The 15,151-nt window shown below is 59.6% G+C and carries 18 protein-coding genes; 12 read left to right on the top strand and 6 right to left on the bottom strand.

Translation table 11 applies throughout. From position 1 onward, the window contains the following. Nucleotides 1-8: 8 nt before the first annotated feature. Nucleotides 9-2,036 carry a M1 family metallopeptidase gene (locus tag PQ467_RS08645; protein ID WP_274173045.1) on the bottom strand — a complete coding sequence of 676 codons (2,028 nt, stop codon included), beginning with the start codon at nt 2,034-2,036 and terminating at the stop codon, nt 9-11. A 359-nt stretch (nt 2,037-2,395) separates the two neighbouring features. On the opposite strand from PQ467_RS08645, the gene PQ467_RS08640 reads away from it, so the two are divergent. The 9 genes from PQ467_RS08640 to PQ467_RS08600 all read left to right on the top strand — a co-directional run bounded on the left by PQ467_RS08640 (nt 2,396) and on the right by PQ467_RS08600 (nt 10,599). Further along, complete coding sequence (locus PQ467_RS08640) at nt 2,396-2,788, top strand: TlpA disulfide reductase family protein (RefSeq protein WP_274173044.1); 393 nt, start codon at nt 2,396-2,398, stop codon at nt 2,786-2,788. Further along, a complete protein-coding gene (locus PQ467_RS08635; protein WP_274173043.1) occupies nt 2,776-3,411 on the top strand; it encodes an ABC transporter ATP-binding protein in 636 nt (211 codons plus the stop codon). Before PQ467_RS08640 ends, PQ467_RS08635 begins: the two co-directional genes overlap by 13 nt. Next, a complete protein-coding gene (locus tag PQ467_RS08630) occupies nt 3,408-4,640 on the top strand; it encodes an ABC transporter permease (protein WP_274173042.1) in 1,233 nt (410 codons plus the stop codon). The genes PQ467_RS08635 and PQ467_RS08630 overlap by 4 nt, the downstream gene beginning before the upstream one ends. Beyond that, nucleotides 4,637-5,104: a DUF3299 domain-containing protein gene (locus PQ467_RS08625; protein ID WP_274173041.1), complete on the top strand. Its 468-nt coding sequence runs from the start codon at nt 4,637-4,639 to the stop codon at nt 5,102-5,104. The genes PQ467_RS08630 and PQ467_RS08625 overlap by 4 nt, the downstream gene beginning before the upstream one ends. Continuing rightward, nucleotides 5,104-5,583 carry a DUF3299 domain-containing protein gene (locus tag PQ467_RS08620; RefSeq protein WP_274173040.1) on the top strand — a complete coding sequence of 160 codons (480 nt, stop codon included), beginning with the start codon at nt 5,104-5,106 and terminating at the stop codon, nt 5,581-5,583. The genes PQ467_RS08625 and PQ467_RS08620 overlap by 1 nt, the downstream gene beginning before the upstream one ends. Before the next feature lie 75 nt (nt 5,584-5,658). Continuing rightward, on the top strand, nt 5,659-7,704 hold the full coding sequence (locus PQ467_RS08615) for a S46 family peptidase (RefSeq protein ID WP_274173039.1): 2,046 nt from the start codon (nt 5,659-5,661) through the stop codon (nt 7,702-7,704). 131 nt (nt 7,705-7,835) lie between these two features. Next, nucleotides 7,836-8,804 carry a CobW family GTP-binding protein gene (locus PQ467_RS08610; RefSeq protein WP_274173038.1) on the top strand — a complete coding sequence of 323 codons (969 nt, stop codon included), beginning with the start codon at nt 7,836-7,838 and terminating at the stop codon, nt 8,802-8,804. After that, nucleotides 8,801-9,814 carry a WD40 repeat domain-containing protein gene (locus PQ467_RS08605; protein WP_274173037.1) on the top strand — a complete coding sequence of 338 codons (1,014 nt, stop codon included), beginning with the start codon at nt 8,801-8,803 and terminating at the stop codon, nt 9,812-9,814. Before PQ467_RS08610 ends, PQ467_RS08605 begins: the two co-directional genes overlap by 4 nt. Next, a complete protein-coding gene (locus PQ467_RS08600) occupies nt 9,811-10,599 on the top strand; it encodes a HoxN/HupN/NixA family nickel/cobalt transporter (protein WP_274173036.1) in 789 nt (262 codons plus the stop codon). Before PQ467_RS08605 ends, PQ467_RS08600 begins: the two co-directional genes overlap by 4 nt. Nucleotides 10,600-10,896: 297 nt before the next feature. Here the strand turns inward: PQ467_RS08600 and PQ467_RS08595 are convergent, their stop codons facing one another. The 5 genes from PQ467_RS08595 to PQ467_RS08575 form a co-directional block, all read right to left on the bottom strand. Next, nucleotides 10,897-11,643: an HvfC/BufC N-terminal domain-containing protein gene (locus PQ467_RS08595; protein WP_274173035.1), complete on the bottom strand. Its 747-nt coding sequence runs from the start codon at nt 11,641-11,643 to the stop codon at nt 10,897-10,899. Continuing rightward, nucleotides 11,634-12,464 (bottom strand): MNIO family bufferin maturase, encoded by an 831-nt coding sequence (bufB, locus tag PQ467_RS08590; protein WP_274173034.1) that lies wholly within the window; start codon nt 12,462-12,464, stop codon nt 11,634-11,636. The genes PQ467_RS08595 and bufB overlap by 10 nt, the downstream gene beginning before the upstream one ends. Nucleotides 12,465-12,550: 86 nt before the next feature. Beyond that, entirely contained in the window at nt 12,551-12,811 is a 261-nt protein-coding gene (gene bufA2 / locus PQ467_RS08585; RefSeq protein WP_274173033.1) for a BufA2 family periplasmic bufferin-type metallophore, read from the bottom strand. A 95-nt stretch (nt 12,812-12,906) separates the two neighbouring features. Further along, nucleotides 12,907-13,548 (bottom strand): DUF1109 domain-containing protein, encoded by a 642-nt coding sequence (locus PQ467_RS08580; RefSeq protein ID WP_274173032.1) that lies wholly within the window; start codon nt 13,546-13,548, stop codon nt 12,907-12,909. Continuing rightward, complete coding sequence (locus PQ467_RS08575) at nt 13,545-14,084, bottom strand: sigma-70 family RNA polymerase sigma factor (protein WP_274173031.1); 540 nt, start codon at nt 14,082-14,084, stop codon at nt 13,545-13,547. The genes PQ467_RS08580 and PQ467_RS08575 overlap by 4 nt, the downstream gene beginning before the upstream one ends. A gap of 162 nt (nt 14,085-14,246) precedes the next feature. On the opposite strand from PQ467_RS08575, the gene PQ467_RS08570 reads away from it, so the two are divergent. The 3 genes from PQ467_RS08570 to PQ467_RS08560 all read left to right on the top strand — a co-directional run bounded on the left by PQ467_RS08570 (nt 14,247) and on the right by PQ467_RS08560 (nt 15,151). Further along, nucleotides 14,247-14,534 (top strand): BufA1 family periplasmic bufferin-type metallophore, encoded by a 288-nt coding sequence (locus tag PQ467_RS08570; RefSeq protein WP_274173030.1) that lies wholly within the window; start codon nt 14,247-14,249, stop codon nt 14,532-14,534. A gap of 66 nt (nt 14,535-14,600) precedes the next feature. Then, entirely contained in the window at nt 14,601-15,020 is a 420-nt protein-coding gene (locus PQ467_RS08565) for a DoxX family protein (RefSeq protein ID WP_274173029.1), read from the top strand. After that, complete coding sequence (locus PQ467_RS08560) at nt 15,017-15,151, top strand: hypothetical protein (protein WP_274173028.1); 135 nt, start codon at nt 15,017-15,019, stop codon at nt 15,149-15,151. The genes PQ467_RS08565 and PQ467_RS08560 overlap by 4 nt, the downstream gene beginning before the upstream one ends.

Here is a 15,151-nt window from a genome sequence, read left to right as displayed (position 1 = left end):
GACTACCTTCATTGTACGGTGGGTGTGACGCTGTTGTTGCTGCGATCGCGATCCGGGGTATGGTGATCAGGATCGAGCGTCGCCCGTGCAACAACCTTTCCCGGTTCAATGGTGATCGTTGTTCTGGGCTGGCGAATCCAGCTTTCGGCCGGCAGGCGATAATCGCGCTGTGTCCCGTCACGAAATTCAACGCGCAGCGTGACCGGCATAATCAGCTTATCGTGGCTGGCTACGGTGATGCCTGTCCCCTTTGGCCATTTCAGTCGGCTCTTGTCGTCATTTCCATTGTCCGTGGCAGGCGCGATTTTCTCGATCGCCAGATCAAGCATCCAATTGTGGGCATACCAGCCGCGCCACCACCAGCTCAGATCCTCGCCCCCCGCACTTTCCATCGCACGGAAGAAATCGGCGGGTTTGGGATGTTTATAGGCCCATGCGGCAATGAAACGGCGGAAGGCAGGGTCGAAACGCTCTGGTCCCAAAATCTCCTCGCGCAAGAGTTTGAGCCCCAATGCTGATTTGAAATAGGTGACGAGGTGGCGGTATTTTTCGATGACCGTGTCCGACCGCGAGAGGATCGGCGGAGCATCCTGATCGGCAAGGACCGGCAGGATCTCGTCCACCGGATTGCCCCCTCCGGCGGCGAATTCGCTGTCACGCTTGGGGACATATTCCCCGTGGTTGAAATCGTCCGACTGATAGACGTCAATGAAGGTGTTGAAGCCTTCATCCATCCAGGCATCACGGCGCTCGTCAAAACCGACAATCATCGGGAACCAGCTGTGGCCGATTTCATGGGCGGTGATCCAGAACAGGCCCTTGCCCTTGTCCTCGATACCGTCGAACAGGATGCCGGGATATTCCATCCCGCTGGCCGGGCCCGCAATGTTGATCGCAACGGGCCAAGGATAGGGATACCAGCGTTTCGAGAAATTCTGAATCGAGTCTTTCAGATACTCGGTAGAGCGGCCCCACCGGTCAGCCCCCTGACTTTCCGCCGGGTAAAGCGACATGGCGAGCGCGCTCTTGCCTTCTGGCAGATTGATACGTGCGGCATCCCATGCAAACACAGATGAGGCGCTGAAGGCAACGTCACGCGTGTCCTTCATGTGAAAATGCCAGGTGAGCGTTCCGCCCTGCTTGGGACGCGTGGCCGGGTCACCGATCTCTGACGGCGCGCGGATCATCACGGTTGCATCACTGGCGCGGGCCTGATCAAGGCGGGCCCGCTGCGTCGCGGTCAACACATCCCTGGGATTCATCAGTTCGCCAGAGCCAGCGACCAGCATATCGCTTGGCACTGTTACCCAATAGTCGAAATCACCATACTCAAGATAGAATTCCTGAGCCAGATAAGGCAGCGTGTCCCAGCCACGTATATCGTCATAAACGGCCATACGGGGATGCCATTGCGCCAGATCATAGATCGCCCCGTCTCTGGCCTTGGCCCAAGCCATGCGACCGCCCCATTTCCCGGGGATCGTAAAGTGATAGCGGATGCGCAGCTTGATCACACCGCCTTTCGGCGCCAGCAGCATCGGCAAATCGACGCGCAATCGTGTGTCACTGGCAAGCGTGTGAACGGGCGTGAATTTCCCCCCGATTTCCACGTCTGCGCCTTCGATAACGAAGCCATCTGTCGAAGTCGGGCGCGGCCAGCCTCCAGCCAGAGAAGACCGACTGTTGGCCTTGTAGATGTTCTGATCAAGCTGCAACCACAGCGCATCAAGCCTGTCAGGACTGTTGTTCGTATAGGTGATGACCTCCTCACCGCTGAGTGAAGGAGATACCGGATCGGGATTTAGATTGATATGGATCTGATAGTTCGCCCGGTTCTGCCAGTAATCTGATCCCGGCAGGCCAGCGGCTGAGCGATAGGCGTTTACTGGCTGGCCGATATCAAATGGCGCAAAGGTCTCACCTGGCGCGTAGGACTGAGCGGTCGCCATCGCAGGCAGAGACCAAGCCCCAAAAGCGATAAAAGTGCGATATGCGGCCCCAAAAATCAGTTTCTGATTCCACCGGACGAGTTGCATGATATCTACCTCCTAGCGGAACGACCGGCATTGGAACCCGCAAAACCTCAATCTGGTTATGATATATTGTAACATTTTTGCATTCGCAACAGTCTCTCGCCATCCCGCTTCATGTTGCCCGAAGGCGGTTTCATCCGCAGTTTTTGTCGATTGAGATGAATTGCCATTGAAGCGATGCTTGCCCGATGCAATCGCGCTCGAGCGTGCCATTTGGACGATGAAACGATCCGGCCAAGTTGCCGAAAATTGAATGTTACGTTATATCACCTCACTATATGTACAGTTACCCAGCCTCCATTTTATACCTTGCCGCAGTGCTGGGCGCTGCATTTGCACCTTGCCCTGCATGGCCATCCGGCATGTCGGCACCGACAATTCCTGCGCGGATCGACGGGCACCGCCCGAGCCTTTTTAAACCGTCCGTTATCATTTTGTGGGCGACCTGGTGTGGCAGTTGCGTTGCGGAACTCAGGCGCATCCCGCGTTTACAGCAAGTCGCTGGCCATCTCCGCATTGCAACCTTGGCTATGGATCCGCCTGAACGGGCACGCGTGGTGCTGGAGCGAGAGGGGATCGACACGGCCAATGCCTTCGCCGATTCAGGCCAGCCCCGCGCCGTACTGGCCAAATGGGGTGGGATAATGCTGCCTCTTGCCGTCGCTGTCGATGGCCATGGGCAGATCTGCGGACGCAAGCGCGGACTGTTGGGCATTGACGATATCAAAAGATGGGCCTTGTCATGCTCAAAGTGACGAATTTGGTGGCCGGATATGCCCGGCGTGCACTGGCACGACTCGAATGCCTGACAGTCGCGCAAGGGGAGGCAGCCCTGCTCACCGGCCCGTCTGGTGCCGGCAAGACCACGGCGCTCCTTGCGATCGCCGGACTGGCCGACGTCCTCGAGGGCAAAGTCATTGTCGCCGGACAGGATATGGCCGGGCTATCGGCCCGCCAACGCGACCGACATCGCGGCTCGCACATCGGCACGATCTTTCAGGATCTGCATCTTATTCCTGGCCTGAGCGTGATCGACAATCTTTTGCTGGCGCCGTTTGCAAGCCGACAACGACAGGATCGCGCGCGCGCAATTGCCCTGCTCGAAAAGCTGGGACTGGCAGCGCGTATCCATGCCCGATCAGAAACTCTGAGCCGCGGCGAAGCGCAGCGCACAGCCATTGCCCGGGCCATGCTCGTCGCGCCGTCCCTCATTTTGGCAGACGAGCCCACGGCAAGTCTGGACGATGACTCTTGCGAGGCTGTGCTCGATCTTTTGTTGAATGCCGGCAGGGAAAGTGGAGCGGCGCTGATTATCGCGACCCACGACAGCCGCGTTAAGTCGCGCATCTCCAATATTGCTACAGTGGGGACCGCATGAACGCCGCGAAACTGGCCATAGCTTCGGTTCGCCGCAAGCCGCTTGGGTGGGCCTTTCATCTGCTTTCTCTGGCACTTGGCGTGGCCGTGGTTGTTGCATTGCTGGCGATCGACAATGGACTGGACCGACGCTTTTCACGCGACCTTGGCGGAATTGATCTGGTCGTCGGCGCGAAAGGCAGCCCGCTGCAGATCATTCTGTCCTCCGTATTCAATCTGGATGTGCCTACCGGTAATATTCCCCTCTCGGTGCTCACGCGTCTTCAGCGCAACATGCTCGTCAGGGACGCGGTGCCGGTGTCGCTGGGCGACAATGTTGCAGGCTATCGCATCGTCGGAACCAGCCCCGATTATGAAAAACTGTACGATGCAAAGCTGGCTGAAGGGCGTTGGTGGAACAAGCCGCTGCAAGCTGTCTTGGGAGCGGAGGTCGCACGTACGCAGAAACTCAAGGTGGGCGATGTCTTTGTCGGCGAACATGGCCTTGCTGGCGGAGGGGAGCGTCATGAGCACAGCCCCTATCAGGTTGTAGGCATTCTTGCTCCAACGGGTGCCGTGATCGACCGGTTGGCACTCACGGATACTGCCAGCGTCTGGAAAGTCCATGAGCATGAAAATGCCGAACATCAGGCCGCTCTGGCCGCCGAAACGGTCGAGCATGAAGGGTCGGACAATTATCCCGCCGTGGGGCAGGAAGTGACTTCAGTCCTCGTACGGTACAGGTCTGCGATGGGCGCGCTGATGATCCCGCGCCTTTTGAAAAACGAGCCCAATGTGCAAACCGCCGTGCCAGCGGTGGAGATGATGCGGTTGAACACACTTCTGGGGACTGGCAGCACGGTGCTGCGTGGTTTCGGCATAGGACTGCTGGCCTTGTCCGGCATCGGATTTTTCGTCGCGCTGCTCTCGGCCGTGCAGGAACGTCAGCGCGAACTCGCTTTGCTGCGCGCCTTGGGCAGCGGGCCGGGACTGCTGTTCAGGCTGGTGTTGATAGAGGCCTTGATGCTTGGAATGACGGGTGGTCTGCTGGGCCTTGCCATCGGGCGTATCGCGGCCGAAATCGCTGCGACAATTGTGGCGCGGGACGGCGGCCCCGCGTTGGCCCTGCCTCCGATGGGACTGACAGACCTGGCGATTGTTGTCATGGCCGTGTTGCTGGCCGGTCTGGCCGCACTTTTCCCCGCGTTTTCCGCCTATCTGCTTCGTCCCGCCCAGGTGCTGCGCGCATGATCCGGATGGCTCGCCTGCTCGCGCCGCCGCTGCTGCTCGTCCTGCTGGGCGGGTTTCAGACCCAGCCCTACTACGGGCCTTTGCGCAATGGCACATTGGCGCATGAAGATGACAAGCGCAGGCTTGTTCTCCATGACACCCCGATCTTCGCCAATGAAGAGCGCGGCGTTTATGATGCCAACTTCGGCCTCCTGTTAAGGAAGCTTGAGGGTCAGACGTTCCGGATCACCGGCTATATGCTTCCGCTCAATACGGCAGTGAGTTCGCCCTATTTCATCCTGACACGTCGAAGCAGCGGCTGTCCCTTCTGCCCGCCCAATGAACCGACCGAAGCGATCCAGATCATGGCTGCGGACCCCATCCGCTTCACCAGAGCTCCGATCACAGTCGAAGGCAAACTTCATCTCGTATCCCACAGCGAGGATGGCCTTTTCTATCGGCTCGGCAAGGCAAGGCTTGATTGATGATGACCCATACAAAATTGCTATTTGCTCCCCTGACAACACTGCTCGTTCTCGCCCAACCTGCCCATGCGCAATTTCAGGAAAGCGGTGAACGCGCAGCACAGGCCAAGTTGCCACAAGGCCAGTCTCCGCTATGGGCAACACTGCGCCAGACAAAGATCGGCGTTGATGACGTACGCGGGATTTTCACCGCCCGCTTTCCAGCGCCGGTCAAGGCGCTCTCAGGCAAGTCCATCAGTCTTTCCGGCTTTATCATGCCGCTTGATGCTCAATCGCGCGGAACGCATTTTATGCTTTCCAAATACACGCCGGTATGCGCGTTTTGTCCGCCGGGCGAACCCAATGAAGTGGTCGAGGTCCGCACAGCACGACCGATCGCGTTCATTCAAAAGCAGGTAACGGTAACAGGCAATTTCGCGCTGGAAAACAATGGCGAGAAAGGCCTGTTCTTTCAACTGAGCGGTGCATCGGTACGCTAGCGAACTTGGCATTCGATCAAGATGCCAAGGCTCAGGCCCAAGTCTCTGTCCGAAAGGCAGCACGGAGTAGACTGCATGAAACTGTATCAATACCTCTCATCAGCCGCTCTCCTGGCTGGGCTCGTTGCAGGGCAGGCCCGTGCCGATGAGGGGATGTGGACGTTCGACAATTTCCCCTCCGCCCAGATGACCAAGGACTACGGCTGGAGCCCTGACAAGGTTTGGCTGGATCGCGTGCGTGCCTCCGCCGTTCGGCTGACGGGGGGCTGCTCGGCCAGTTTCGTGTCTGGCGAAGGGCTGATTTTGACCAACCATCATTGTGTGGCATCGTGTCTCTTCGACAACTCGTCCGGAGAGAATGATCTGCTCAATCATGGTTTTGTCGCCATCGTGCGGACCGACGAAAAGAAATGTCCGGGCCAGCAGGCCGAAGTGGTCACCAGCATAGCCGACGTGACGAACAGGGTGGTGAGCGCAATCGGTGCAAGCACGGGTGAAGCCTTGATCAAGGCGCGTGATGCACAGGTGGCGACCATAGAAAAGGAAGGTTGCCCCGATACCGCAAAGTTCCGTTGCCAGGTGGTGACGCTGTTCGGGGGCGGTCAGTATAAGCTTTACATCTATCGCAAATACTCCGATGTACGTTTGGCTTGGTCGCCCGAGGACCGCGCCGCGACATTTGGCGGTGATCCGGACAATTTCAATTTTCCGCGCTATTCGTTGGATGCCTCCTTTTTGCGGGCCTATGAGAACGGCCAGCCCGTCAAAACGGTGCAGCACCTGATCTGGAACCCTGCCCCGCCCAAGGAAAACGAGACAACTTTCGTTGTCGGCAACCCCGGGTCGACCAGCCGACTGTTCACACAGAGCCAGCTTGCCTTCGAGCGTGAGGTACGGCTGCCCATCACCACCGCGCTTCTCTCGGAACTGCGCGGCCGCCTGATCCGCGCGATGCAGGAAAGCCCCGATCATGCCCGTGAAGGGCTCGACGAGTTGAACGGCATCGAAAACAGCCTCAAGGTCTATATCGGGCGCATCAAGGCGCTCAACGATCAGACCTTAAGCGGCAAGCTCAAAGAGGCCGAGGCGGATCTGATAAGCCGAAGCCGGGGCAAAGGTGGGGTTGGCGATCCTTGGACGGATGTCGACAAGGCCGTCACTGCCTATCGTTCGCTTTACCTGCCCTATCGTTTCGTGACGGGCAGTGGTTCGCTTTACGGCTATGCTGAAGCCTTGGTCATCGCCGCGCAGGAACGCACCAAGCCCAATGTCGAGCGCCTTCCGGGGTTCACTGACGCCGTGTTGCCTCTGCTGAAAAAGCAGATACTGGACCAAAGGCCAGTCTACCCTTGGCTCGAAGAGCTTATGCTAAGCTGGCATTTGTCGAAGGCGCGCGAGTATCTGGGCGTCGATGATCCGGATACGAAGCTTATGCTCGGCAAGGACAGTCCTGAAGCGCTGGGCAAAAGGCTCGTCACAGGCACAAAGCTGGCAGATCCTGCTTACCGCCAGATGCTTTGGGAAGGCGGCCTTGCCGCCATTGAAAAGGCCGATGACCCCATGATCCGCTATGCTCTGCAGCTTGCCTCGCGTCAGCGCGAGCTAAAAGCGCAAGTCGATGCTGAATATGCCGGGCCTTTGACCCTTGCTGGACGGCAGTTGGCAGCGGCGCGGTTCGCGGCCTATGGCAACATGCAATATCCCGACGCGACCTTCACCTTGAGAATCAGCTACGGCAAAGTGAGCGGTTGGATCAACCGAGGTCAGCAGGTTCCCTATCGCACCACAATGGGCGGCACTTTTGCCCGCGCGACGGGCGCGCCACCGTTTGATTTGCCGCTGGCCTTTGCTCTCCGCGAAAAGACCATCGATCATGAGGTCACTTACGATTTCGTCACCACAAACGACATCATAGGCGGAAACTCCGGCTCGCCCGTCATCAATCGTGAAGGCTCCGTCATCGGTGCTGCCTTTGATGGTAACATCGATTCCCTTGGCGGGAACTATGGCTATGACGGAAAGGTCAACCGCACGGTGGTTGTGAGCACCGCCGCAATCGATATGGCACTACGGCAGATCTATCCTGCGCCAGCCCTGATAGCAGAACTGGCGAAGCGCTGAGGCTCAGCTATCGGGTAAGACGACCAGAGGCGGTGTGAGCGGCGTTTAGGCGAGATCGAGCTTGCAGATCGAACGAGACAGGATATGTAATGATACATCATATCATATTTTGATCCTGTAAGGCCCAAAGCATGTCATCCAAAATCCCCGTCACTGTCCTCACCGGCTATCTTGGCGCCGGCAAGACCACGCTGCTGAACCGCATCCTGAGCGAAGAGCATGGCCGCCGCTATGCCGTGATCGTCAATGAATTTGGCGAGATAGGCATCGACAACGACCTTATTGTCGATGCCGACGAGGAAGTCTTCGAGATGAACAACGGCTGCATCTGCTGCACCGTGCGCGGCGACCTCATCCGCATCATCGAAGGGCTGATAAAGCGCAAGGGCCAGTTTGACGCGATCGTCATCGAAACCACCGGTCTGGCTGATCCGGCGCCCGTCGCGCAGACCTTTTTCGTCGATGATGATGTCCGCGACCGTACTGAACTTGATGCGATCATCACGGTCGTCGATGCGCGCCATATCTTGGATCAGCTTGAGGGCAGCCATGAAGCTGAAGAACAAATCGCTTTTACTGATGTGATCTTGCTCAACAAGACGGATCTCGTGCCAGCAGAGCTCTTGGCAGAGGTGCGCCAGCGCATCACCCGGCTCAACAGCGTGGCACGCCTGCACGAAACGCAGCGCTGCAACGCCCCCCTGGACGAAGTACTCAAACGGGGCTCATTCGATCTCGATCGCATCCTTGAGATCGAGCCCGCCTTCCTCCTTGAGGACGATCATGAGCATGATGACACCATCACTTCAGTATCGATCTCACATGACGGCGACCTCGAACCTCGGCTATTCATGCCTTGGCTGCAAAATCTTGCAGCGACGCAAGGTCAGGATATTTTGCGCCTGAAAGGCGTCATAGCGTTGCGGGACGAACCCAAGCGCTTTGTCGTTCAAGGTGTACATATGCTGCTCGATGGTGATGTTCAGCGTGATTGGCGGGACGATGAGGCACGTATCAGTCGCCTGGTTTTTATCGGCCGCAATCTTGATCGTGCGATGCTGGAACAAGGATTTCATGCCTGCGCGGCGCCCGCTGCATGACCGACATGGCCTTGGTAAGGACATATGGCCGTCGGCTGTCTGCTGGCGCACCGATAACCGGCATCATCTGGGTTGCGGATGTTGCGATGATCGCGCTTGGTGACGCCAGCGTTCAGATTGTCGGCATGGCTGGCGATACACATCGGATTGATGTTCATGATGGCGCCATTCTGTCGGCGTGCCGCCATCCTGACGGCGTATCGTTGATCAGTGGCGGTGATGACGGCAAAGTAATGCGGCTGCCGTTAAGCGGTTCTCGCGAGACGCTGGGCGAATTTGGCGGCAAGTGGGTCGATCATGTCGCCGCCAGCGCGGCTTCGGGGCTTATTGCAGCTGCTGTTGGACGCCATGTCCAGATTTGGGCAAAAGGCTCCCCTTCGCACGCTTACCCGATCCCGTCCTCGGTCGGAGGCCTTGCCTTCGATGGCAAAGGGCGACGGCTGGCCGTCTCTCATTACAATGGCGCTTCTCTATTCCACGCCGTCAGCGCAACCAGCAAGGGCCAATCCCTCAAATGGGGTGGTTCGCACCTGACTTGCACAATATCGGCGGCGGGCGACTATATCGTGACGGCACTTCAGGAAACCGGCCTGCACGGTTGGCAATTGCCCGCCATGCAAGACATGCAGATGAGCGGCTACAGCGGGAAAACCCGCAGCTTTTCATGGAGTCACAAAGACAAATGGTTGGCGACGAGCGGAGACGATCATGTTGTGGTCTGGCCGTTTCAGGGGAAAACGGGCCCGATGGGCAAGGCCCCTCTGACGATCGGCGCACGCCCAGATACGAGGGTCGCCTGCGTCGCCTTTCATCCCTGTCAGAATATATTGGCGGTGGGTTACAGTGATGGCGCGTTGATGCTGGCTCGCCTTGAAGATGGGGAGATGCTCTCAATCGACGAACCTGCCGCGCCGATAACGGCACTGGCGTGGAGTGACAGCGGCGAATATCTCGCCTGGGGTGATCAGGATGGCCGGATCGGTCTTTTCGCCATGGATACACGCGCATGACCGATCCCACGCTGGCGGCCCCTACGCTCGGTCTGATCTTCATCCTCGGCTTGCGCCATGGCCTTGATCCCGACCATGTCACGGCGATCGACAACATGGTGTTTCGCGCAATCGATGACCGTCCGCGCATCGCGCCCTGGACGGGCATGCTGTTCGCATTCGGCCACAGCCTTTCGGTCGCTGTGGTGGCGATCGCTGCGGCCTTTCTGGCAGACTGGCTGACCCTTCCCCCCTGGATGGCGACGCTGATGGATTGGCTCGTGGTGCTTTTGCTTCTGCTTGTCGGCACCCTTAACCTCCATGCTCTGCGCCGCGACGTTTATCGCCCGGTCGGCTGGCGCACCAGATTGATGCCCGCGCTGCTGCGCGGCGACAGCCATCCCGCCGCAATCGTCGCCACCGGGGCCATCTTCGGACTGGTGTTCTACACAGCAACCCAGGCCGCAGCATGGGGCGCAGCAGCAAGCACGGTGGGCGGCATCCCTGCGGCCGTGCTGATCTCGCTCGTCTTTGCATGTGGCATTATGCTCACCGACACTGCCGATAGCCAGATCGTTGCCCGCCTGCTGCGAACGGGCAACAGTGCAGAACATATCATGCGGTATCGCCGACGTGTCGGCTGGGTAATCGTGGCACTGTCTTTCGGCATGGCAGGTTACGGCCTGCTCGGTCTTTCCGGCATCGGTCCCGAGCTGCCCGATCCCGTCTTTACGGGCATCGGTGTTCTGGCTGCCGTCACCGTCATCTTGCTGCTATTGCGGGAGAAGAAAATTTTTTCCCGCTGAATTAGTCAATTCGTCCTGTACTCATCGCCGCAGAGCGCATCACTGTTGAGTAGCGCCGGCAATTGACCTAGAATTATCATTGAGAATTGAACCGGGGGTCATCTATATATGACACGGGTGGATGCAGATTATATGCTGCTCCGGGCGCGTAAGGTTAGAGGTTTGGCTTTAGTCCGTTCTGGATTTGGAAGCGGCGGGACGGGCCGTGAAACTGAATCTCCCATTGCCGGTATCCAGCGCTGTTCAGTTAGCGCGCAACGATCCACCATAGAACCGCTGCAAACCCAAGACTTCACCCTATCGTACCAGCCCATCGGCCACCCATTGCGCCAAATATTGCCCGATGCGCGCGATGCCCGTCTGTTCGCCCCAATGGGCCACGGCGATCTTGCACAGGTCGGCAAAGGCAGAGGCATCGCGCGACAAATATTCCAGCAGCCCGGCTTCATCGCTGTCGAGACTGCGCAATCGGCATAGGAACCCCTGCCGCCAGATCAACACCGAGCGTGCCTCCTTCCCCCACCGCACCGCCGGAGGAGGCGTCTCATTGGCCAAAGCGATCCAGATATCCTCTGCATTGGAATGAAGCGAGAGGATCGAGAGCGCCGGAACGGTCTGCAACCTTGCGTGATCCCAATCGATCGCGCCCATCGCTCCGGGGTCGAGCGGCGCAGCATCGGCGGCGACAAAGACCTGGGACAGCACCAGTTCAATCCGGGCAAGCTCCGCCACTTCGGGATCATAAGGATAGTCTTCCGCCAGACTGGCCGGAAAGCCCGAGGCGTAATCATCGAGCGTCCAGCTATCAGGCGGAACGCGCTCGATATGGCGGGCGGCAGCCACCTCAAACGGCCCCTCGCCCAGCCAGAGCAGCGTTTGCGGGAAACTGTCAGCCAGACAGGCCATCAGCGCGGCGCGATAATTGTTCTGATAGACGCCCAGCCCATGCTCGGCCCCTTTGGCCAGAGGAAGGCGGCGCATCGCCTCGTCCTCGCCACTGGCCAGCCAGTCGAGAAACGCGCCCTGCATCTCGCTCAGGCGCATGGCACCACCACCTGTGATGCAATATCGCGCGCAATGGCCAGTTCGGCCAGCAGTTCGGGCAAGGGCGGGATCGCATCGTCGCGCTCGATCATCACCACCGCCCGCGGCGCGCGGGCCAGAGCATCGCGCAGCAGCGCCCAGACCGGATCGGGCACCGGCCGATCATGCGTGTCGATCAGACAATGCTGCCCCTGTGTGTGCCCGGCCAGATGAATCTGGCCGACCGAGGCGAAAGGGATTCCCGCCAGATAATCCGCGCTGGAAAACCCGTGGTTGACCGCGCTGACGTGGATATTGTTCACGTCCAGCAGCAGGCCGCAACCCGTCCGGCGCGTCAGTTCGGCCAGAAAATCCCATTCGCTCATGTCATCATCGGCAAAGGCGATATAGCTCGACGGGTTTTCAATCAGCATCGCGCGCCCCAGCACATCCTGCGCCTTGCCCACATTGGCGCAGACCACATCCAGAGCCTCACGCGTATAGGGCAAAGGCAAGAGATCATGGGAATTATGCGCGCCATGGCGGGTCCAGCATAGGTGATCGGAAACGATGAAAGGCTCGATTTCCAAGATCAGGGCCTTGAGCCGCAACAGATAGTCCGCCCGCAACCCGTCGGCCGAACCCACCGACATGGAAACGCCGTGCAGCGCCACCGGATAATCCTGTCTGACCCGGCGCAGGATGTCGCGCGGGCGCCCGCCCGGCACCATGAAATTTTCCGAGATCACCTCGACAAAATCGACCGGGACACGGGTTTCCAGAAAATCCTGATAATGCGGCTTGCGCAGCCCCAGACCGAATTGCGGATCTGAAAAAGACATCGGACCTGTCCCTATCGACAGAGAAAAAAGCGCCGGTCGCCCCGGATGGCAGGGCGACCGGCATGGCAGGGTGGCGGATGGGCGGCTTACTTGGGCGCCGTCAGGCTACCCCCGGCCTTGACGCAGGCGCTCTTGCTCATGTCCTTGAAGCCTTGGCCCTTGCATTCGTTCTGGCCCTTGCACTCGTGGCTGCCGCTCTTGCAGTCCGACTGGCCCTTGCACGCGTTGACACCGTAACAGGCCACCTTGGCGCTGTGGGCGGCAAAGGCCGGGGCGCTGGCGGTCGAGGCAATGGCGATGAGAGCGGCGGCGGCGGCAAAGGTGATCTGCTTGGTTGTGGTCTGCATGGGGGTTACTCCGAAAGACTGGCCGTTAGTGGCCCTTGCTATTCGCCCGAACGCACGCGCCGGTTACACCGCCCTCATTTTTACCGCCCGCAAAATTACCAGCGCAGCAAACGCGGTCCCAGCATCGCACCCGCCAGCGCGGCCAGCGCAATACCCAGCGAATACCACGTCAGCACAAAGACCGCCGAGCTTTCCGGGCAATGCAGGCAATAGAGCGTTGCCCCCCACGCCCCCGCCGTCAGTCCCGCCGTGGCCCCGGCAAGCCGCAGACGCGTGGGCGCAAGGCGGCGGAAAGACCACAGAAGTCCGGCGAAGATCGGCACCGAGAGCAGGAACACATTTTTCGAGCAGACCTTCCAACTGGCCCCCAGCCACATGCCCAGCCATTGCGAGGAAGGCACCGAGGCCAGTTCCTGAACGCTGATGATCGCCAGCCCCACCACCGGCACACAGGCGATCCACAGCCATCCCGCCGCCCCCGCATCGGGCCGCCCCAGCCGCGCCGTGGCCAAACTGGCGCAAAGGGCAAGGCTGCCGGAATAGAACCACTTGATCCAGAACATCGCCCCATGCATCGCCAGCCACAGATCGGGGCGAAAGCCAAGGAAGCTCGCGACCGCCAGCAGCGTCACCGCCCCGCCCAGCACCAGCCCGCCCAGCAACCGATGCGAAAGCGCATGACGCGGCACGGGGGCGACATTGGCGGACAGGGCATCGATCAGATCTTCGGTCTTCATTTCAAACTGTCCCTGACCTTGCTTGCCAGCGCCTTGAGGCCGCGATGCACGGAAACTTTGATATCGGATTCGCCAAGTTTGAGCTGGGATGCAGCCTCGGCGGTGGACAGGCCTTCGAGCCGGATGGCGCGAATGGCGGCGGCCTGTTTGGGGGGAATGGTGTCGAGCAGGCGGTCAATATCGGCGGCGGCATCGCTGGCCTCGGCAAAGCCTTCGGCCTCCAGAATATCTTCCAACCCGTCGATGGCGCATGTGCGGCCGCTTTTGCGGAAATGGTCGATCATCTTGTAGCGCGCCACGGCAAAGAGCCAACTGGTGAAAGGGCGCGTCACATCATAACTGGCGCGGCGTTCATGGACGGCGATGAGGGTTTCCTGCAAGAGGTCCTCGATATCATCATCGCGCCCCGCCATGCGCCGCCGATAAAAGCCGCGCAGCACCGGCACCAGCGCGCGCAGCAATTGCCGATGCGCCGCGCCATCGCCGCCAAGGCCGCGCAGCATCCAGTGTTTCAACTCGTCTTCGCTCGGTCGCATAAGGTCACCCCGAGGTCATTACGGGACATGGCGCGCTTTGGTTACACTGCGGGCCAGGGATTGCGAAAAATAATTCGCCTGTAACGATCCGCGATGGGGCCGCGAATGAGTGGACATGGATGGGGCGTTTCCTGCCCCGTCGCATGAAAAAGGATGTCTGCCATGTCTGTTTCACGCACGTCTGTTTCACGCTCTGCCGCCGCTCTGGCAATGGCTTTGGTCGCCGCCGGAGCCGCCTCGACTCTCCATGCCGCCGACGCGCCCAAAACCGAGAAATGCTATGGCGTGGCCAAGGCGGGCAAGAATGATTGCAAAGCGGGCGCGGGCACGAGCTGCGCGGGCACGTCCAAGGTCAATTATCAGGGCGACGCTTGGAAATTGGTGAAGGCGGGCACCTGCACCTCGATCAAGACGCCAAAGGGCTTCGGCTCCCTTTCCCCCAAAGGCTGAAGCCCCGGCCCGGTCGCCCTTTCCCGCTCCGCCGCGACCGGGCCACCTTTTTACAAGGACGCCGCCATGACCAATCCCGTTTTCCGGCCCAAGGCCGACGATCTGCTGCTGTTGCTGGGGCGCTTTGCCATCGCGCCGGTATTCTTCCTGTCGGGCCGCACCAAGGTCGAAGGCTGGTTCACCATCACCGATGCCACCTTCGATCTGTTCCGCAGCGAATATGCCCTGCCCCTGCTCTCGCCGGTTCTGGCGGCATGGATGGCCACGATTGCCGAGCATCTTTTTTCCACGCTGCTGGTGCTGGGCCTGGGCACGCGGATTGCGGCGGCCGGATTGCTGGGCATGACCTGTGTGATCGAGATCTTCGTCTATCCCGATGCATGGCCGACACATCTGAGCTGGGCCGGACTGCTGGTTCCGCTGATCTTGCGTGGCGGCGGGCATTATTCTTTCGATGCGCGGCTTTTTGGTGCGCGACCGGGATGAAGGCGCTGAAGCCTTTTGTCGTCTATGGCCCCAATCGGATGGAGCAGGATGCGCGCCGCGCGGAACTGGACCGTTATGCCCGCCATCTGGAGCATCTCGATGCGGCGCGTATCCTGCCTATGCCTGCGTGA

The sequence above is a fragment of the Novosphingobium sp. KACC 22771 genome (genome assembly GCF_028736195.1).
GTDB lineage: Bacteria > Pseudomonadota > Alphaproteobacteria > Sphingomonadales > Sphingomonadaceae > Novosphingobium.
The sequence above is the reverse complement of the archived record's forward strand: the minus strand, read 5'-3'. Positions and strand labels throughout refer to the sequence as shown.